This is a genomic window from Ramlibacter henchirensis (assembly GCF_004682015.1).
Classification (GTDB): domain Bacteria; phylum Pseudomonadota; class Gammaproteobacteria; order Burkholderiales; family Burkholderiaceae_C; genus Ramlibacter; species Ramlibacter henchirensis.
In genome coordinates, this window is the sequence record NZ_SMLM01000001.1 from 1,412,525 (window position 1) to 1,431,436 (window position 18,912).

General features: G+C 68.6%; 19 protein-coding genes, 1 tRNA gene and 1 pseudogene. 12 read left to right on the plus strand and 9 right to left on the minus strand.

The genetic code is table 11. The features are described from left to right. Nucleotides 1-109: 109 nt before the first annotated feature. Together EZ313_RS06955 and EZ313_RS06960 are read right to left on the minus strand one after the other, a co-directional pair. Nucleotides 110-1,084, minus strand: a complete 975-nt coding sequence (locus EZ313_RS06955; RefSeq protein ID WP_135262463.1) for a response regulator — start codon at nt 1,082-1,084, stop codon at nt 110-112. Continuing rightward, nucleotides 1,081-4,437, minus strand: coding sequence for a hybrid sensor histidine kinase/response regulator (locus EZ313_RS06960; RefSeq protein ID WP_135263592.1), 3,357 nt, complete (start codon nt 4,435-4,437; stop codon nt 1,081-1,083). The genes EZ313_RS06955 and EZ313_RS06960 overlap by 4 nt, the downstream gene beginning before the upstream one ends. Nucleotides 4,438-4,604: 167 nt before the next feature. Here EZ313_RS06960 and EZ313_RS06965 point away from each other — a divergent pair, with 167 nt between their 5' ends. The 7 genes and pseudogenes from EZ313_RS06965 to ureG all read left to right on the plus strand — a co-directional run bounded on the left by EZ313_RS06965 (nt 4,605) and on the right by ureG (nt 8,985). After that, nucleotides 4,605-4,907, plus strand: a complete 303-nt coding sequence (locus EZ313_RS06965; protein WP_135262464.1) for an urease subunit gamma — start codon at nt 4,605-4,607, stop codon at nt 4,905-4,907. A 14-nt stretch (nt 4,908-4,921) separates the two neighbouring features. Continuing rightward, entirely contained in the window at nt 4,922-5,104 is a 183-nt protein-coding gene (locus EZ313_RS06970; protein WP_135262465.1) for a hypothetical protein, read from the plus strand. Nucleotides 5,105-5,109: 5 nt separating this feature from the next. Continuing rightward, a complete protein-coding gene (locus EZ313_RS06975) occupies nt 5,110-5,415 on the plus strand; it encodes an urease subunit beta (protein WP_135263593.1) in 306 nt (101 codons plus the stop codon). A 1-nt stretch (nt 5,416) separates the two neighbouring features. Continuing rightward, entirely contained in the window at nt 5,417-7,135 is a 1,719-nt protein-coding gene (ureC, locus tag EZ313_RS06980; RefSeq protein ID WP_135262466.1) for an urease subunit alpha, read from the plus strand. Continuing rightward, nucleotides 7,135-7,686 (plus strand): annotated as a pseudogene (gene ureE / locus EZ313_RS06985) (urease accessory protein UreE); the annotation flags it as partial. The gene ureC and the pseudogene ureE, both read left to right, overlap by 1 nt. Next, complete coding sequence (locus tag EZ313_RS06990) at nt 7,646-8,341, plus strand: urease accessory protein UreF (RefSeq protein ID WP_240788544.1); 696 nt, start codon at nt 7,646-7,648, stop codon at nt 8,339-8,341. The pseudogene ureE and the gene EZ313_RS06990, both read left to right, overlap by 41 nt. Continuing rightward, nucleotides 8,338-8,985, plus strand: coding sequence for an urease accessory protein UreG (gene ureG, locus EZ313_RS06995; protein ID WP_135262468.1), 648 nt, complete (start codon nt 8,338-8,340; stop codon nt 8,983-8,985). Before EZ313_RS06990 ends, ureG begins: the two co-directional genes overlap by 4 nt. Before the next feature lie 7 nt (nt 8,986-8,992). On the opposite strand, the gene EZ313_RS07000 is transcribed toward ureG, so the two are convergent. Then, nucleotides 8,993-9,082, minus strand: a tRNA-Ser gene (locus EZ313_RS07000). Nucleotides 9,083-9,160: 78 nt separating this feature from the next. On the opposite strand from EZ313_RS07000, the gene EZ313_RS07005 reads away from it, so the two are divergent. Beyond that, on the plus strand, nt 9,161-9,493 hold the full coding sequence (locus tag EZ313_RS07005; protein ID WP_135262469.1) for a hypothetical protein: 333 nt from the start codon (nt 9,161-9,163) through the stop codon (nt 9,491-9,493). Between the two features lie 25 nt (nt 9,494-9,518). Here EZ313_RS07005 and hemW read toward each other — a convergent pair whose 3' ends face one another. The 5 genes from hemW to EZ313_RS07030 form a co-directional block, all read right to left on the minus strand. After that, nucleotides 9,519-10,682: a radical SAM family heme chaperone HemW gene (hemW, locus tag EZ313_RS07010; RefSeq protein WP_135263595.1), complete on the minus strand. Its 1,164-nt coding sequence runs from the start codon at nt 10,680-10,682 to the stop codon at nt 9,519-9,521. A gap of 29 nt (nt 10,683-10,711) precedes the next feature. Continuing rightward, the gene (locus tag EZ313_RS07015) at nt 10,712-11,257 is read right to left on the minus strand and encodes a non-canonical purine NTP pyrophosphatase (protein ID WP_240788621.1); all 546 of its coding nucleotides are present in this window, start codon (nt 11,255-11,257) and stop codon (nt 10,712-10,714) included. 73 nt (nt 11,258-11,330) lie between these two features. After that, on the minus strand, nt 11,331-12,068 hold the full coding sequence (gene rph / locus EZ313_RS07020; protein WP_135262471.1) for a ribonuclease PH: 738 nt from the start codon (nt 12,066-12,068) through the stop codon (nt 11,331-11,333). 47 nt (nt 12,069-12,115) lie between these two features. Next, nucleotides 12,116-13,018 (minus strand): PP2C family protein-serine/threonine phosphatase, encoded by a 903-nt coding sequence (locus tag EZ313_RS07025; RefSeq protein WP_135262472.1) that lies wholly within the window; start codon nt 13,016-13,018, stop codon nt 12,116-12,118. Between the two features lie 15 nt (nt 13,019-13,033). Continuing rightward, nucleotides 13,034-14,041, minus strand: a complete 1,008-nt coding sequence (locus EZ313_RS07030) for a serine/threonine protein kinase (protein ID WP_135262473.1) — start codon at nt 14,039-14,041, stop codon at nt 13,034-13,036. Between the two features lie 70 nt (nt 14,042-14,111). Here EZ313_RS07030 and EZ313_RS07035 point away from each other — a divergent pair, with 70 nt between their 5' ends. The 4 genes from EZ313_RS07035 (at nt 14,112) to EZ313_RS07050 (ending at nt 18,278) form a co-directional block, all read left to right on the plus strand. Further along, nucleotides 14,112-15,029 (plus strand): YicC/YloC family endoribonuclease, encoded by a 918-nt coding sequence (locus tag EZ313_RS07035; protein WP_135262474.1) that lies wholly within the window; start codon nt 14,112-14,114, stop codon nt 15,027-15,029. 9 nt (nt 15,030-15,038) lie between these two features. Beyond that, a complete protein-coding gene (gmk, locus tag EZ313_RS07040) occupies nt 15,039-15,659 on the plus strand; it encodes a guanylate kinase (protein ID WP_135262475.1) in 621 nt (206 codons plus the stop codon). Nucleotides 15,660-15,675: 16 nt separating this feature from the next. Continuing rightward, nucleotides 15,676-15,879 (plus strand): DNA-directed RNA polymerase subunit omega, encoded by a 204-nt coding sequence (gene rpoZ / locus EZ313_RS07045; RefSeq protein WP_135262476.1) that lies wholly within the window; start codon nt 15,676-15,678, stop codon nt 15,877-15,879. Nucleotides 15,880-15,998: 119 nt separating this feature from the next. Further along, on the plus strand, nt 15,999-18,278 hold the full coding sequence (locus EZ313_RS07050; RefSeq protein WP_135262477.1) for a RelA/SpoT family protein: 2,280 nt from the start codon (nt 15,999-16,001) through the stop codon (nt 18,276-18,278). Here the strand turns inward: EZ313_RS07050 and greB are convergent. Next, on the minus strand, nt 18,267-18,833 hold the full coding sequence (gene greB / locus EZ313_RS07055; protein WP_135262478.1) for a transcription elongation factor GreB: 567 nt from the start codon (nt 18,831-18,833) through the stop codon (nt 18,267-18,269). The genes EZ313_RS07050 and greB overlap by 12 nt on opposite strands. Nucleotides 18,834-18,912: the final 79 nt, after the last annotated feature.

Genomic DNA, 18,912 nt, shown 5'->3' on the forward strand with positions numbered 1-18,912 from the left:
TGCCCAGATGCACGCCGCGCGTGCCCTCACCCCCGCCCTCTCCCAGAGGGAGAGGGAGAAAGACCTTCTCGCTCCCTCTCCCGCTTGCGGGAGAGGGCTGGGGTGAGGGCTATTCCCCAAAACTTGGATGCAACTGCCGCATCCGATTCATCGCCATCGCCGCCGCCGCGGTCCGCGTCTCCACCCCCAGCTTCGCCAGGATCCGCTCCAGGTGCTTCTTCACCGTCGCCGGACTCGCGCCCAGGATGTCCGCGATGTCGCGGTTGATCTTCCCCTTGGCCACCCAGTAGAGCACCTCGGCCTCCCGCGCTGTGAGCTTGAAGGCCAGGCTCATGGCCTCGATCACCGCCGCGTCCGACACCTCGCGCATCACGATCAACCAGTCGCCGCCCTCCTCGTCCTGGCCAATCTGCTGGTGCAGTCGGAAGGTGAGGCGCCGCGCCCCCAGTTCCGCCGACAGCCGCGGCGGCTCGACCTTCTGCAGCGCGAGCGCGTGGTGGCGCCGCAGCCAGTCGACCACCGGCTGCGGCGCCAGCGGGCCGACGTGGCCGTAGTAGGCCTGCAGCAGCTCGCGCGCGAGCGGCGTCTGCCAGAGCAGGCGCCCGTCGCCCACGCGCACGGCAATGCTGGCGTAGCCGAAGGCATCCAGCGCATTGCGCGTCTGCCGCGCCTGCCGCGCGCCCTGCATGTGCACGTTCATGCGCGCCAGCACTTCCTTCGGCTTGATCGGCTTGGTCACGTAGTCGACGCCGCCCGCATCGAGCGCGGCGACCAGGTGCTCGGTCTCGGTGAGCCCGGTCATGAAGATGATCGGGATGTGCGCGGTGCGCGGAGCCGCCTTCAGCCGCCGGGCGACCTCGAAGCCGTCCATGCCGGGCATCAGCGCGTCGAGCAGCACGATGTCGGGCAACGCCTGTTCGGCGCGCGCCAGCGCGGCGGCGCCGGTGGTCGCCACCAGCACGGTGTAGCCGGATTCATCGAGCGCGTCGTGCAGCACCGCGAGGTTGTCCGGCACGTCGTCGACCACCAGCACCACGTCGCTGTTCGCACGGTCCAGCGCCGGGTGCAGCGCTTGCTGGCTCACCTCACCGCCTCCTGCCCGCCCGCGAGGTGGCGGCCCAGCGCCTCGAACTGGAACGCCTGGGCGAGCCGCCGCGCCGCCTCGCAGAAGGTCGCGGTCTGCGGCTGCGCCGCCTGGATCTCGTCGAGCTTGTTGAGCACGCCGCGCGGATAACCGAGCTGCACGAGTTGCAGGAGCGCTGCGAGTGATTCCGTATCCGGCCGCAAAACGGGCGATGCGAGGACCGGGACCGCGGCCGGTGCCGCGACCGCGGCGCCGTATGTCCATCGCACTCCCAGCGCGCGCTGCAGCCAGTCGAGCAGTTCGCCGTGCCGGACCGGCTTGACGATGAAGTCCTCCGGCCGCACGCCCGCATCGTTCTCCAGGCCCTTGTCGAAGGCGTTCGCCGAAACGATGGCGACCTTGGCTCGCACGCCCGGCAGCCGCCGCGCGCGCCGCAGCGTCTCCCAACCGTCGATGCCGGGCATCGCCAGGTCCATCAGGATGGCGTCGGGCGCGAGTCCCGCCGCCAGCAGGTCCAGCGCGTCGTGGCCGCTGGCGGCCGTGCGCAGCTCGAAGCCCAGCGGCTCCAGCAGTTGCACCAGCAGCTCGCGATCCGCTTCCTCGTTGTCCACCACCAGCAGGCGGCGGCGCTCGCCTTCGTAGCCGCGCGGCCGGGCCGGCGCGACGGCCTGACGCGCCGCGCCATGCACCTGCGGCAGGAACAGGCGCACGACGAAGGTGGAGCCGCGGCCCGGTTCGCTGTGCACCGACATCTCGCCGCCCATCAGATCGGTGAGCATCTTGGCGATCGTCAGGCCCAGGCCGGCGCCGGGCGCGGATTCGGACGCGCCTTCGCCGCGCGCGAAAGGCTCGAACACCTTGGCGATCTCGCCGGCCGACATGCCGGGCCCGGTGTCGGCGATCTCCAGGTGCGCCATCTCGCGCGCGTAGCGCACCCGCAGCGTGACGCGGCCTTCGCTGGTGAACTTCACCGCGTTGCCCAGCAGGTTGATCAGGATCTGCCGAACTCGTTTCTCGTCGGCGCGCACCACCTCGGGAATGGAGCCCTCCACGTCGAAGCGGAAGCCGAGGCCCTTGGCCGCGGCCTGCAGTTCGAACAGGCCCGCCATCTCGTGCACGCAGTCGGCGAACTGCATGGGCCTGGCGCTGAGCGTGAGCTTACCCGCCTCGATGCGCGCGATGTCCAGCGTGCCTTCGATCAGCGACAGCAGGTGCTCGCCGCCGCGCCGGATCACATTGACGGCCTGGCGGCGGTGCGGCGGCAGCGCCTCGTCCTCGCCCATCAGCTGCGCGTAGCCCAGGATGCTGTTGAGCGGCGTGCGCAGCTCATGACTGATCGCGCTGACGTAGCGGCTCTTGGCCTGGTTGGCCTGCTCGGCCGCGCGGCGCGCCTCGTCGGCGGCGCGCTTGGCTTCCTGCAAGGCCTGGTCGGTCTGGCGGTGCGAGTCGATCTCGCGCATCAGGAGGTGGGTCTGGCGGTTGGATTCTTCCTGCGCGACCTGCCGGCTCTTGTGCGCCAGCACCAGCCACCACGCCACGATGCCGGCGATCACCAGCAGCGCGAAGTACGCCTTGAGCAGCCCGGCGCTGAGCGCGTCGCGCGCCGTATCGGCGGCGTCGGGCATCAAGTCCTGCAACGTGCGCAGTTCCTGGTGGTACAGAAGGCCGAACACCGCGGCGAGCAGCGGCACGACGACGAACATCAGCAGCAGGAAGTGGCCAAGCCCGGTGTCGAGATAGGGCCAGATGCGCCGCGGCAGCACGGCGCGCAACGTCGAGGACCACTGGGCCGCGAGGCGCGCCTCCGGCTTGCAGGCATCGCCGCAGCGCGCGTCCAGCGTGCAGCACAGCGAGCAGATGCAGCCCTGGTACGCCGGGCAATGCGCCATGTCGGGCGCCTCGTATTCCTGCTCGCACACCACGCAGCGATGCAGCGTGGCACCGGCGATCGGCCGCGGGTCCTGCTTGCGCGCCAGGTAGTAGCGGCCGCGCGTCGCCCACGCGATGGCGGGTGCGGCCGCGAAGGCGACGCCCATCGCGATCAACGCCGAGAACGCCTGCGCCGTCGCACCGAACGCGCCCAGCCAGGCGGCGATCGACAGGGTGGAGGCAAGCGCCATCGCGCCCACGCCCACGGGGTTGATGTCGTACAGGTAGGCGCGCCGGAACTCGATGCCGCGCGGCGACAGGCCCAGCGGCTTGTTGACCACCAGGTCGGCGACCACCGCCATGATCCAGGCGATGGCGATGTTGGAGTACAGCCCCAGCACGTCGCCCAGCGCCTGGAACACGTTCATCTCCATCAGCATGAACGCGATCAGCGTGTTGAACACCACCCACACCACGCGCCCCGGATGGCTGTGCGTCACGCGCGAGAAAAAGTTGGACCAGGCCAGCGAGCCTGCGTACGCGTTGGTGACGTTGATCTTCAGCTGCGAGATCACCACGAAGATGGCGGTGGCCGCGACCGCCCAGCCGAAGTGCGGGAACACGTACTCGTAGGCCGCCAGGTACATCTGGTTGGGATCGACCGCGCGATCGGCCGGCACCATGTGGCTGATGGCGAGCCAGGCCAGCAATGCGCCGCCGAGCATCTTGAGCACGCCCAGCGTCACCCAGCCCGGCCCGCCCGCCAGCACGCCCAACCACCAGCCGGTGCGGCGTCCCGGTTCGGCGCGCGGCATGAAGCGCAGGTAGTCGGCCTGTTCGCCCATCTGCGTGATGAGCGCGACGCCGACTGTCAACGCCGCACCGAAAGCGTGCAGGTCGAATCCGCCCGTGCCGCTTTTCTCCCCGACGTAGTGCACCACGCCCGAGAACGCCCCAGGATCGCGCGCCAGCACGTAAACGAAGGGCACGACCAGCATCACCAGCCACACCGGCTGGGTCCAGGCCTGCAGCCGGCTGATGGCCGACACGCCATGCGTGACGAGAGGGATCACCACGACCGCGCAGACCAGGTAGCCCCACGTCGGCGGAATGCCCAGCGCCAGCTCCAGCGCATACGCCATCACCGCCGCTTCGAGCGCGAAGAAGATGAAGGTGAACGAGGCGTAGATCAGCGAAGTGACCGTCGAGCCCATGTAGCCGAAACCCGCGCCGCGCGTGAGCAGGTCCATGTCGATGCTGTAGCGGGCGGCATAGACGCTGACCGGCAGGCCGGCCAGGAAGATGATCAGCCCGGTGGCAACGATGGCCCAGAAGGCGTTGAGGAAACCGTACTGCACCAGCAGCGTGGCACCGACGGCTTCGAGGATCAGGAAAGAGGCGGCGCCGAACGCGGTGTTGGCCACGCGGAAGGCGGACCACTTGCGGAATCGCTGCGGCGTGTAGCGCAGCGCGTAGTCCTCCATGGTCTCGCGAGCGACCCAGCTGTTGTAGTCGCGCCGGACCTTCACCACGCGCTGGGGCGCATCGGCCGGCAGGATGGGGATGACCTCGCTCACACGACGGCTGTGCAAGCACCGTGCCGGACCACCAGCCCGGCAGGCACGCGCCTTGCACTAACATGGTTCGCACCATGGAACTCACGCCCCGCGAGAAGGACAAGCTGCTGGTCTTCACCGCCGCCCTGCTGGCCGAGCGCCGCAGGGCGCGAGGGCTCAAGCTCAACTACCCCGAGGCGGTGGCGCTGATCTCCGCGGCCGTGATGGAAGGCGCGCGGGACGGCAAGACGGTGGCCCAGCTGATGTCCGAGGGGCGCGAGATCCTCACGCGGGCCGATGTGATGGAAGGCGTGGCGGAGATGATCCCGGACATCCAGGTGGAAGCCACCTTCCCCGATGGCACCAAGCTCGTCACCGTGCACCAGCCGATCGTCTGAATGCGAGGAGAACAATGAACAAGCTGAAAACCCACGCCAGTCGCTTCGCCCTCGCGTTGCTCGCCGCCCCGGCGGCTTTGGCGCACGAAGGCCACGGCCTCGCCGGCTCGCACTGGCATGCAAGCGACGTCTTCGGCCTGCTGGTGGTCGGCGGACTGGCGGCGCTGATCTACTGGCTCTCGCGCGGCGGCAAGTGATGGGCCTGGTCCCCGGCGAATTGATCACCGAAGAGGGCGAGCACGAGCTCAACCCGGGGCGCCGCACGGTGAGCCTCGTCGTGCGCAACACCGCAGACCGGCCGATCCAGGTCGGGTCGCACTACCACTTCGCGGAAACGAATGGCGCGCTGCAATTCGACCGCAAGGCGGCGCGCGGCATGCGGCTGAACATCGCGTCGGGCACCGCGGTGCGCTTCGAGCCTGGGCAGCAGCGCACGGTGGAGCTGGTCGACTACTCGGGCGCGCGGGCCGTGTACGGCTTCCGCGCCCAGGTGCAAGGAAAGCTCTGAGATGGCGAAGATCGGCCGCCGCGCCTACGCGGAGATGTTCGGCCCCACGAGGGGCGACCGCGTGCGCCTGGCCGACACCGACCTGGTGATCGAGGTCGAGGACGACTACACGCTGCGCGCCGGCGGCTACGGCGAGGAAGTCAAGTTCGGCGGCGGCAAGACGATCCGCGACGGCATGGCGCAGAGCCAGCAGACGCGCGCGCAGGGTGCGATGGACTGCGTGCTGACCAACGCGCTGATCCTGGACCACTGGGGCATCGTCAAGGCCGACATCGGCGTCAAGGACGGGCGCATCGCCGCCATCGGCAAGGCCGGCAACCCGGACACACAGCCCGGCGTGGACATCGTCCTCGGCCCGGGCACCGAGATCATCAGCTGCGAAGGCAGCATCGTCACCGCCGGAGGCATCGACAGCCACATCCACTTCATCTGCCCGCAGCAGATCGAGGAAGCGCTGGCCTCGGGCATCACCACCATGTTCGGCGGCGGCACCGGTCCGGCCACGGGCACCTTCGCCACCACCTGCACGCCCGGGCCCTGGAACATCCAGCGCATGCTGCAGGCCGCCGAGGCCTTCCCGATGAACCTGGGCTTCATGGGCAAGGGCAACGCCAGCCAGCATGCGCCGCTGCGCGAGCAGATCGACGCCGGCGCCATCGGCCTGAAGCTGCACGAGGACTGGGGCACTACGCCCTCGGCCATCGACACCTGCCTGGACGTCGCCGACGAGACCGACACGCAAGTGGCGATCCACAGCGACACGCTCAATGAATCGGGTTTCGTAGAGAACACCATCGCGGCGACCAAGGGGCGCTCGATCTGCGCCTTCCACACCGAAGGCGCGGGCGGCGGCCACGCGCCGGACATCCTGCGCGTGGTGGGCGAGGCCAACTTCCTGCCTTCGTCCACCAACCCGACCATGCCCTACACGGTGAACACGCTGGACGAGCACGTGGACATGCTGATGGTGTGCCACCACCTCGACCCCGCGATCGCCGAGGACCTGGCGTTCGCCGAAAGCCGCATCCGCAAGGAAACGATCGCGGCCGAGGACATCCTGCACGACCTGGGCGCGATCAGCATGTTCAGCTCGGACTCGCAGGCGATGGGGCGCGTGGGCGAGGTCATCCTGCGCTGCTGGCAGACCGCGCACAAGATGAAGCTCCAGCGCGGAAAGCTGCCGGGCGATTCCGGGCGCCACGACAACTTCCGCGCCAGGCGCTACGTCGCCAAGTACACGATCAACCCCGCCATCGCCCACGGCATCAGCCACGAAGTCGGCAGCCTGGAGCCCGGCAAGTGGGCCGACCTGGTCGTGTGGAAGCCGGCGTTCTTCGGCGTGAAGCCCTCGCTGATCGTCAAGGGCGGCAGCATCGCCATGGCGGCGATGGGCGACCCGAATGCTTCGATCCCCACGCCGCAGCCGGTGCACTATCGGCCCATGTTCGGTGCGTTCGGCGGCGCTGTCGCGAAGGGTTCGATCACCTTCGTTTCCAAATCGGCGCTGGCCTCGGGCGCCGCCCAGCGCTATGGGCTGGCGAAACATCTCTCCGCCGTGCAGTCGATCCGCCAGGTGCGCAAGCACCACCTGGTGCACAACGACTACCTGCCGAAAATGGAGATCGATCCGCAGACCTACGCGGTGCGCGCCGACGGCCAGCTGCTGACTTGCGAGCCGGCCAGCGTACTGCCGATGGCGCAGCGATACTTCCTCTTCTGATGCTCACCGTTTCCAAATGCCTGCCCGGCGGGCAGGGCCTGGCGCCCGCCCTGCTGCGCCGCGCGCCGACCATCGAACTCGACTGGGACGTGCGGCAGAAAAGCCGCTTCGAAGCCTCCGATTCGCAAGGCCGCACGCTCGGCGTGTTCCTTCCGCGCGGCACCGTCGTGCGCGGCGGCGACGTGCTGGTGGCGGAGGACGGCTCGTTGATCCGCGTGCTGGCCGCGGCGCAACCGGTGCTGAAGATCACGCACTGCGGCGAGCACGGCACGCCGTTCGACCTGACGCGCGCGGCCTACCACCTGGGCAACCGCCACGTCGCCATCGAACTGCGGCCCGACCACCTGAAGATCGAGCCCGACCACGTGCTCGCCGGCATGCTGCGCGGCATGCACCTGATCGTGACCGAGGCGAACGAGCCGTTCGAGCCGGAGGGCGGCGCGTATTCGGGCGGACATTCGCATGGCCACTCGCATGCGCACGAGCACTCGCACGGCGAGGGGCACGACCATGCCGGGCACGACCATGGACACGACCACGGCCACTCGCACTGACGGCGCGCTGCTGCGCCTGATCTGGCTGGCCTCGCCCGCCCTGCCGGTCGGCGGCTTCTCCTACTCCGAAGGACTCGAAGCGGCCGTGGAAGCCGGGCTGGTGCACGATCAAGCCAGTGCCGGGGAATGGCTGGTCCAGCAGCTTCACGTGGTCCTGTCCGAGTCCGACCTGGCCGTGGTCGCCCAAGGCGTGACCGCCTGGCGCGCGGACGACGAGGCGCGCGTGCAGGCACTCGACCGGTGGGTGCGCCGCACGCGCGAGACCAGCGAGCTGCGGCTGCAATCCGAGCAGATGGGGCGATCGCTGGGCGACTGGTCGCGCTCGCTCCAGGCGAATCCGCCCGCCCGGGACCACTTCACTTATCCCGTCGCCTTCGCGCGCGCCGCCGCGCCCATGGAGGCGCCGGTGCGCGACATCGTGCTGGCCTTCGCCTTCGGCTGGTCCGAGAACATGATGCAGGCCGCGATCAAGGCTGTGCCCTTAGGGCAGGCGGCCGGCCAGCGCATCCTGCAACGGCTGGCGCAAGAGATCCCCGCCGCGGCCGACCACGCGATGCGCCTGGGCGACGAAGACCGCCAGGCCTTCGCGCCGCGGCTGGCCATCCTGTCGGCGCAACACGAAACCCAGTATTCACGCCTGTTCCGGTCATGAGCAACCTGCTGCACCACATCCCGGGCCGCACCCGCAAACTGCCGCCTTTGCGCGTGGGCATCGGCGGCCCGGTCGGCTCGGGCAAGACCACGCTGCTGGAGATGCTCTGCAAGTCCATGCGCGAGCGCTGGGACCTGGTGGCGATCACCAACGACATCTACACCAAGGAAGACCAGCGGCTGCTGACCGTCAGCGGCGCGCTGCCGGCCGAGCGCATCATGGGCGTGGAGACCGGCGGCTGCCCGCACACGGCGATCCGCGAGGACGCCTCGATCAACCTCGAAGCCATCGACCGCATGCTGGCCCGGTTCCCCGACGCGGACATCGTGTTCGTCGAGAGCGGCGGCGACAACCTGGCCGCCACCTTCAGCCCGGAGCTGTCGGACCTGACGATCTACGTGATCGACGTGGCCGCAGGCGAGAAGATCCCGCGCAAGGGCGGGCCGGGCATCACCAAGAGCGACCTGTTCGTCATCAACAAGACCGACCTCGCGCCGCACGTCGGCGCGGACCTGGCTGTGATGGAGGCGGACACCAGGCGCATGCGCAAGGACAAACCGTTCGTGATGACGAACCTGAAGACGCGCGCGGGGCTGGATGAAGTGGTCGCCTTCATCGAGCGCAAGGGGCTGCTCGTCGCCTGAAGACCTCTGGCGGAGAGTGTGAGATTCGAACTCACGGATGCCTCTCGGCATCGCCGGTTTTCAAGACCGGTGCAATCGACCGCTCTGCCAACTCTCCGACAGCGGCCATTCTAGGGCCGGGGTCGCTCGCCACGGTTGAGCTTGCCCTGGCGCGGCCGTGGGGCACAATGGTTCCGTGACCTACCGCGAACTGCTGCAACGCACGCTGGACCACGGGATGCCCGTGGAGAAGGCGCTGGAGTTCCTGCGCGGCAGCGGCGCGTCACCGGTGGAGGCGGCCAGGGCGCTCCAGGAGACCACCGGCGCCAGCTTCGAAGAGGCGCGGGCGCTGGTCGCACGCACTCGCGCCTGGTCCGGTCCGCGCTCGGGCGTTCAGCTCCCGGCCAAGCCGCGCGAGTGGTACGGCGCCATCGGCCAGCACGGCCGCTCCGGCCACGGCGCCGCCAGCGTGCTGCCGCACCTGGGGCGGCAAACCCCGTCCCACGCGGGCCAGGGCAAGAGCCGCTAGGGCGGTCGCTCCGGGCGGCGGCCCGTCAGCTTTCCAGGAACAGGCCCTGCAGGTCGCTGAGGAAGTCGAACCCGCGTTCGGTCGGCCGCACCCAGCCGCCTTCGACGGCCAGCAGGCCCTTGCGTTCGCCCTCTTCGAGCGCGCCCTGGATCGCTGACAGCGGCAGCCCCGTGCGTTCGAAGAAGGACTGCAGCGTGAAGCCGTGGCGCAGGCGCAGCGCATTCAACATGAACTCGAAGGGCAGCTGCTTGCGCCCGACTTCCTCTTCCTGCGCGATGGCATTGCCGGCCAGCGCGTTGTCCATGTAGAGGCGCGGCTCGCGGTAGCGGATCTGCCGCACGACGCGGTGCGCGAAGCTCAGCTTGCCGTGCGCCCCGGCGCCGAGCCCGAGGTAGTCGCCGAACTGCCAGTAGTTCAGGTTGTGGCGGCACGAATGCGCCGGCTTGGCATAGGCCGAGACCTCGTAGCGCTCCAAGCCCGCGCCCGTCGTCATCTCCGTGATGCGGTCCAGCATCGCGTAGGCCAGGTCGTCGTCCGGCACCTTGGGCGGGAACTTGGCGAACACCGTGTTCGGCTCGATGGTCAGGTGGTAGACCGACAGGTGCGGCGGCAGCAGCGCCAGGGCCTGCGTGAGGTCCTGCTCCAGCATCGCCAGGTCCTGTCCGGGCAGCGCGTACATCAGGTCCAGGTTGAAGGTCTCGAAGGCCAGCGCCGCTTCTTCGGCGGCTGCGATCGCCTGGGCCCGATCGTGCACGCGGCCCAGCGCGCGCAGGTGCCGGTCGTCGAAGCTCTGCACGCCGATGGACAGGCGCGTCACGCCCGCGTCGCGGTAGGAACGGAAGCGATCCTTCTCGAAAGTGCCGGGGTTGGCTTCGAGCGTGATCTCGCACGCCGGCTCCAGCTTCAGCCGCGCGCGCAGGCCGGCGATAAGCGACTCGATCGCGGCCGGCGAGAAAAGGCTCGGCGTGCCGCCGCCGATGAAGATGCTGTGCACCGTGCGGCCCCACACCAGCGGCAGCGAGGCCTCCAGGTCGGCGAACAGCGCGTCGAGGTAGCGCTGCTCCGGGATCTCACCCTTCGACTCGTGCGAGTTGAAGTCGCAGTAGGGGCACTTGCGCAGGCACCAGGGCAGGTGCACGTAGACGGACAGCGGCGGCAATGCGGGCAACTGCAGCAGCCCGGGACGCATGTAGTGGGCCGGGTCGGGCCGCGTCGCGTTCACAGCCACCGCTCCCGGATCAGCTGCACCATCTGCTTGGCCGCCTGGCCGCGATGGCTGTGCGCGTTCTTCACCTCGGGCGGCAGCTGCGCGAAGGTCTTGCCGAAGGCGGGGATGAACATCACCGGATCGAAGCCGAAGCCGTGCTCGCCGGCCGGCTCGCGCGCGATCTCGCCGACGGCGCGGCCGATCGCGATCAGCGGCTCAGGATCTTGCGGCGAGCGCACCGCCACCAGCGTGCTCACCAGCGCGGCGCGGCGATCGCCGACGTTGCGCATCTGTTCGAGCAGCGCCTTGACGTTGTTGTCGTCGCCCTTCCCGTAGCCGAACTGCGTGGCGTAGTAGGCCGTGTCCACGCCGGGCAGGCCGCCGAAGGCGTCGACGCACAGGCCGGCATCGTCGGCCAGCGCAGGCAGGCCACTGTGCTGCGCCGCATGGCGCGCCTTGGCCAGCGCGTTCTCGACGAAGGTGCGAAAGGGCTCTTCCGCTTCGCCCACGCACAGGTCGGCCTGGCGAACCAGTTCGATCCCGAGCGGCGCGAGCATGGCCTGCAGTTCCGCGAGCTTGCCGCGGTTGTTGGACGCGAGCACGATGCGCGAGACCTGCACGCGGCGCTCCTCAGGCATTCAGAGCCGCGGAGAGCGCGAGGCGCTGTTTCTCCACCAGTTCGCCGATGCCTTTCTCGGCCAGGCGCAGGAGCTGGTCCATCTCGGCGCGCGTGAAGGCCGCGCCCTCGGCCGTGCCCTGCACTTCCACGTAGTGGCCGGCGCCGGTCATCACCACGTTCATGTCGGTGTCGCACGCGACGTCCTCGACGTATTCCAGGTCGAGCAGCGGCGTGCGCTCCACGATGCCCACCGAGATCGCCGCCACCGGCCCGGTGATCGGAGAGGCGGCGAGCTTGCCCAGCGCCATCAGCTTGGTGACCGCGTCCTGCGCCGCGACGAAGGCGCCGGTGATGGCGGCCGTGCGCGTGCCGCCGTCGGCCTGCAGCACGTCGCAATCGAGGTGGATGGTGCGCTCGCCCAGCGCCTTGAGGTCGAACACGGCGCGCAGCGAGCGGCCGATCAGGCGCTGGATCTCCTGCGTGCGACCGCTCTGCTTGCCGCGCGCGGCCTCGCGGTCGCCGCGCGTGTGGGTGGCGCGCGGCAGCATGCCGTATTCGGCCGTCACCCAGCCCTCTCCGCTGCCGCGCTTGTGCGGCGGCACCTTGTCCTCGACCGACGCGGTGCACAGCACGCGCGTGAGCCCGAACTCGATCAGGACGGAGCCTTCGGCGTGGATGGTGAAGCCGCGCGTGATGCGCACGGGACGAAGCTGGTCGGCGGCGCGGCCGCCGGTACGTTGGAAAGACATCCCGGTATTTTCAAGGACGGCGCCGCGAAGCGGCGGCCTTGCGCCGTTTATCCCTTGCGGGCGGCGGAGCGCTTGATGGCTTCGTTGATCTCGGCGATGGAGCGCTCGATGGCGTCGTCGTCGAGGTCGTCGATGAGCGAGTCCAGCACCCCGGCCTGGATGGTGGAGGCGAACACGCCGTCGGAGATGCTGTCGGTGGACACGCCGTGGGTGGATTCGAAAGCGTCGGGCGTTTCCCACTCCAGCGCGATGACCGTGACGTTGTCGCAGGTCGGGCCGCCGTTGCGCAGCGCCGTTTCCACCAGCTCGGGAACCGCGTCGGACACCGGCTGCGCGCTGAGCTGGCGCACGATCTCGGCATCGTCCACCGAGCTCCACAGCCCGTCGGAGCACAGCAGGATCCTGTCGCCCTGCTGCAGCGCCACGGGGCCGGTGACGTCGTACACGGGCTTGGTGGGCGAGCCCAGGCAGGTGAAGAGGATGTTGCGGTTGATGCGCTCCATCTTCATCGCGCCGGCGTTGTGCTGCTCCAGGTACGAGTGGTCGCGCGTGCGGGTGAGCAGCTCGCCGTTGCGCACGACGTACAGGCGCGAGTCGCCGCAATGCACCCAGCTGGCCGAGGAGCCCTGCAGGATGGCCGCGACCAGGGTGGTGCGGGGCGTGTCGAGCATGCCCTTCTCGCTGGCGTAGCGGATGATCTGGTGATGCGCCGTCATCAGCGCGGTCGAAAGGAATTCGCTGGTGTCTTGCACCACCGGGCGCGCGTCCCGCTGGTACAGGGCCGAGATGGTCTGCAGCGCGAGTTGCGCCGCGACTTCGCCTTCCGGGTGGCCGCCCATGCCGTCGGCCAGCACGAACAGGCCCGACTCCCGCGTGTAGCAGTAGCCCATGCGGTCCTCGTTCTTCTCGCGCGAGCCCTTGCGGCTGATCTGGAAGACGGAGAACTTCATGGTGGTGGGGTGGGCTTACTTCAGCTTGGCGCCGAAGTTCGTGGCCTTGCGGATGCTCTTCTTGGAGTCCGAGACCATGTTGTCGAATTGCAGGCGCATCTTCTCGCCGACCGTGAGCTTGGTGTAGCGGCGCTCGCCTTCGCGGCTGAGCTCCTTCTGCAGCGCGAACACCGACTGCGGCCGCGAGAGCGGGTCGAGCGACATGCACCACTCGACCACCTCGATCAGGTTGTCCGAGTAGACGCCGCGCAGGCGCGAGAGGGCCAGCGCGAGGCGGTCCTTCTCCAGCCGCTGCGGCGCGTCGTTGGGGGGATAGCCCTGCATGCAGGCGTAGATGCAGGCGCCGATGGCGTAGATGTCGGTCCAGGGGCCCATCGATGAATCGCGCCGGTACATCTCGGGCGCGGCGAAGCCGGGCGTGTACATCGGGCGGATGAAGTTGCCTTCCTTGGACAGCACTTCGCGCGCGGCGCCGAAGTCGATCATCACGGCCTTGTTGTCGTCGGTGATGAAGATGTTGGCCGGCTTGATGTCCAGGTGCAGCATCTTGTGCTGGTGCACGATGCGCAGGCCGCGCAGGATCTCGTCGAACAGCGAGCGGATGGTGGACTCGCGGAACACCTTCTGCTTCTTCAGCTCGCGCGCGGTGATGATGAAGTCCTGCAGGGTCGCGCCCTCCAGGTAGTTCATCACCATGTAGACGGTTTCGTTCTCGCGGAAGAAATTGAGCACGCTCACGACGGAGGCATGCGAGATCTGCGCAAGCGAGCGGCCTTCCTCGAAGAAGCTCTTGAGACCCAGGCGATAGAGGGAGAGTTTCTCGGGCTGCACCTGCGGCAGCAGCTCGCCGGGTGCGCGGGTGGCCAGGGACGCGGGGAGGTATTCCTTGATGGCGACCTGCTGGCCCTCGTTGTCGACGGCCAGGTACACCACACCGAAACCGCCGGCGGAGAGCTTTCGCACCACCCGGTAGCCGCCGATGACGGTGTCCGGAGGCAGGGGCGCCGGCTTGACCTTTGACATAATTTCAAGTCTAGGGCGGCATTCACCGCCCCGTTAATCCTCGCAATCCCTGCAACACCCTCGGAGTCGAATGCCAGTTTACAGCATGACCGGTTACGCAAGCGGCCAGCACAGCCTGGCGCAAGCCGCTCCGGGACAGGAGGTCAAGCCCACTGCGCAAGGGCGCCTGGGGCTTGAGATCCGCTCTGTCAACAGCCGCTTCCTGGACCTGTCGTTCCGGCTGTCGGAGGAACTGCGCCAGCACGAGCCGGCACTGCGGGAACTGCTGCAGGCACGTCTGAAGCGCGGAAAGGTCGAATTGCGCGCAGGTGTGGAATCCACGCAACCCGATGCGGTCCGCGAACCTGCGGCCCGCATGCTGCAGCGGCTCGCCTCGCTGCAGGACACGGTGCGCACGTGGCTGCCGGACGCCCGCTCCCTGAGCGTCGCCGACGTGCTGCGCCTCGGCACGGCGGAAGAAGCGACGACGACCGACCTGGGCTCCTCCCTGCAGAAGGTCGCTGCGCAGGCGGTGGAAGACCTGGTCGCCTCGCGCGAACGCGAAGGCGCCCGCTTGGCGAAGATGCTGCTTGGACATCTGAAGCAGCTGCGGGAGCTCGCCGAGCAGGCGCGCCCGCTGGTGCCGCAGCTCGTGGAGCAGCAGCGATCGCGCTTCCTCGAGCGCTGGAACGAGGCGATGGGCCTGGCCGAAGGCGCCGCGTCGCCTGAAGCCGCTCAGGACCGCGCGCTCACCGAGGCCACCGCTTTCGCCATCCGAATCGACGTGGCGGAGGAACTCACCCGCCTGGCCGCCCACATCGACGAGATCGAGCGCCTGATCAACAAAGGCGGCGAGGTCGGCAAGCGCCTGGACTTCCTGATCCAGGAGCTGCACCGCGAGGCCAACACGCTCGGCTCGAAGTCGGCGGCCCTGGAGCTGACGCGCATCTCCGTGGACATGAAGGTCCTGATCGAGCAGATGCGCGAGCAGGTCCAGAACATAGAGTAGAAGGCTCCCTTGGACTATCCCGGCAACCTCTTCGTCGTCGCAGCGCCCAGCGGCGCGGGCAAGTCCAGCCTGGTCAAGGCGCTGATGGAGCTGGATTCGCAGGTCCAGCCTTCGATCTCGCACACCACGCGGGCGCCGCGCGGGCAGGAAAGGCACGGCCGCGAGTACTACTTCGTCTCCGAGCAGGAGTTCGACGCGATGGTGCTGGCCGATGCCTTCGTCGAGTGGGCCTTCGTGCACGGGCGCCGCTACGGCACCTCCAAGCGCGCGATCGAGGAGCGCATCGCCCAGGGCGCCGACGTGATCCTGGAGATCGACTACCAGGGCGCGCTGCAGATCAAGCGCATCTTCGCCAACGCGGTGCTGGTGTTCATCCTGCCGCCGAGCTGGGACGAGTTGCGTTCGCGTCTGGAGAGGCGCGGCGAGGATTCGCCCGAGGTGATCGAACTGCGGCTGAAGAACGCCGCCGAGGAGCTGTCCAAGGCGCCGGAGTTCGACTTCGTTATAATCAACGAGCTTTTCGAACGAGCGCTTTTTGACCTGAAGGCGATCGTTCATGCCCAGCGGCTGAAGTATTCCGCGCAGCGCCGGGCCCGGGCCGAGACCTTCCAGGCCCTCAACATCCCCTGACACCGCGAAAGAACCCATGGCCCGCATCACCGTCGAAGACTGCCTCGAGAAGATCCCGAACCGCTTCCAGCTGGTGCTCGCCGCGACGTACCGCGCGCGAATGCTGAGCCAGGGCCACGCGCCCAAGATCGAGAGCAAGAACAAGCCCGGGGTCACCGCCCTGCGCGAGATCGCCGACGGCAAGATCGGGCTGGAGATGCTGAAGAAGGTGCCGGGCTAAGGGACAGCGCGCCCGCGTCTCCGCGCAGGCGGGGATCCAGTACCCCTATACAAGCACCGCACCGCGGTGCTTTTTCGTTGGCGCTCGCAGCGAGTGCACGCTCACTGTACATTTGTGGGATGAGTGCCGTGCTCCCCCCCACCACGGGAAAGGGCCTGCGCCCACCCGCGGTGGCCCAACCCAGCCCGGCGGCCGCCAATGCGGCAGCCGCGAGCTTTGCCGCGCTCACCGCCAGACTCGATTACCTGGACCCGGCGGACATCGAGCAGGTCCGCCAGGCCTACCGGTTCGCCGACGAAGCCCACCTCGGGCAGATCCGCGCCAGCGGCGAGCCCTACATCACGCACCCGATCGCGGTGGCGGCGCAGTGCGCGGAATGGAAGCTGGATGCCCAGGCGCTGATGGCCGCCCTGCTCCACGACGCGATCGAGGACTGCGGGGTCACCAAGCCCCAGCTGATCGAGCGTTTCGGCGCCGCCGTGGCCGAGCTTGTCGACGGGCTGACCAAGCTCGACAAGCTGCAGTTCAACACGCGCGAGGAAAGCCAGGCCGAGTCCTTCCGCAAGATGCTGCTGGCGATGGCGCGCGACGTGCGCGTCATCCTGATCAAGCTGGCCGACCGCAGCCACAACATGCGCACGCTGGAAGACGTGCCGCGGGAGAAATGGGGCCGCACCTCGCGCGAGACGCTGGACATCTACGCGCCCATCGCGCACCGCCTGGGGCTGAACCAGACGTACCGGGAGCTGCAGGAACTGGCCTTCCGCTACCTGATGCCGTGGCGGCACGACGTGCTGGAGAAGGCCGTCTCCAAGGCGCGCAGCCGCCGCCGCGACCTGATCCAGAAGGTGCAACGCGAGGTGGAAGCGGCCTTCGAGCAGGCCGGCATGAAGGTGCGCATCGCGGGGCGCGAGAAGACGCTCTACTCCATCTACCGCAAGATGGACGAGAAGCACCTCTCGTTCGCCCAGGTCACCGACATCTACGGCTTCCGTGTCGTCGTGCCCACCGTCACCGATTGCTACACCGCCCTGGGCATCCTGCACCAGATGTACAAGCCGGTCCCGGGCCGCTTCAAGGACCACATCGCGATCCCCAAGGTCAACGGTTACCAGTCGCTGCACACCACGCTGGTCGGCCCCTCGGGCGTGAGCGTGGAGTTCCAGATGCGGACCGAGGCGATGCACGTGGTGGCGGAGTCGGGCGTCGCGGCGCACTGGCTGTACAAGGCCAGCCACCCGGACAGCGACAACGCCGAGCGCCTGGGCACCAAGTGGCTGCAATCGCTGCTGGACATCCAGCACGAGACGCGCGACGCGGCGGAGTTCTGGGACCACGTCAAGATCGACCTGTTCCCGGACGCCGTCTATGTGTTCACGCCCAAGAGCCAGATCATGGCGATGCCGCGCGGCGCGACCGTGGTGGACTTCGCCTACGCGATCCACAGCAACATCGGCGACCGCACCGTGGCAGCCAAGATCAACGGCGTGCAGGTGCCGCTGCGCACCGAGCTGAAGAACGGCGACGTCGTCGAAGTGGTCACCGCGCCGGTGTCGACGCCGAATCCGGCCTGGCTCGGTTTCGTGCGCACCGGGCGGGCCCGCTCCAAGATCCGCCACCACCTCAAGTCGCTGGCCCAGGCCGAGTCGCAGGAACTGGGCGAGAAGCTGCTCACGCAGGCCCTGCGCGCCGAAGGCATCGAGCGGCTGCCGGCGGACGATGAGCAGCACCACGCGGTCTGGGAGAAGCTCCTGCGCTTCACCGGCAACAAGAGCCGCGCCGAGCTGCTGACGGACCTGGGCCTGGGCAAGCGCATCGCGGGCATCGTGGCCAAGCGCTTGATGACGCTGATGTCCGAGCTCGGGGAGAGGCCCGACGCCCTGCTGATCACCCGCGAGCGCTACACGGCGCACGAGAACGTGTCGCAGGGCGCGGTGGTGCTGGATGGCAGCGAGAACGCTTCGGTGCAGTTCGCGGCCTGCTGCCGCCCCGTGCCGGGCGACAGCATCGTCGGCTACCTTGGGCGCGGCGAGGGCCTGGTGGTCCACATGGACGACTGCGCGGTGGCGCGCCGGCTGCAGCACAAGGACGCCGAGCGCTTCATCGGCGTGGAATGGGCCGATGAGCCGGTGCGGCCTTTCGAGACGACCGTGATGGTGACCGTCGCCAACAGCAAGGGCGTGCTCGCCCGGGTGGCTTCGGCACTCGCCGGCGTGGAAGCCGACATCACGCACGTCGACATGGACGAAGAGCGCGCGCAGGACGCGACGGACCTGCGCTTCATCATCGCCGTGCGCGACCGCGCGCACCTGGACACGGTGATGCGCACCCTGAAGCGCACGCCCTCGGTGATGCGAGCGCAACGGCTGCGCGCCGGGCACTCGCACTCAAGCCACTGACGCTTCCCCGGGCGCGGGATAGCGCACCTGCAGCACCTCGATCTCCTGCGCGCCGGCGGGCGTGACCAGCCGCACCACGTCGCCCTCCTGCGACTTCAGCAGGGCGCGGGCGATCGGCGAGACCCAGCTCACCTGGCCCTTGAGGCTGTCGGCCTCGTCGATGCCGACGATGGTGATCGTGCGCTCATCCCCCGACTCCTCTGCGTACGTCACGGTCGCGCCGAAGAACACCTGCGAGTGGCCATGGTGGAGCGTCGGGTCGGCCACTTCCGCGATCTCAAGCCGCTTCGTGAGGAAGCGGATGCGGCGGTCGATCTCGCGCAGCCGCTTCTTGCCGTACAGGTAGTCGCCGTTCTCGGAACGGTCGCCGTTGCTCGCCGCCCAGTGCACCACCTCCACCACCTTGGGCCTTTCCTCGTCGATCAGGTGGAGCAGCTCGGCGCGCAGCCGGGCATAACCGTGCGGCGTGATGTAGTTGCGTCCGCCGGCGGGCAATGCCGGCAAAGCTTCCTCGTCGTCCTCGGTGTCGGTCTCGCGCGTGAACGCCTTGCTCATGACGTGAAGCATAGTCCGGCGCACGACGTGTGGGAGAGCGCCCCCAGCGCAACGCAAGCCTGCTCCTACAGGGGGCGCG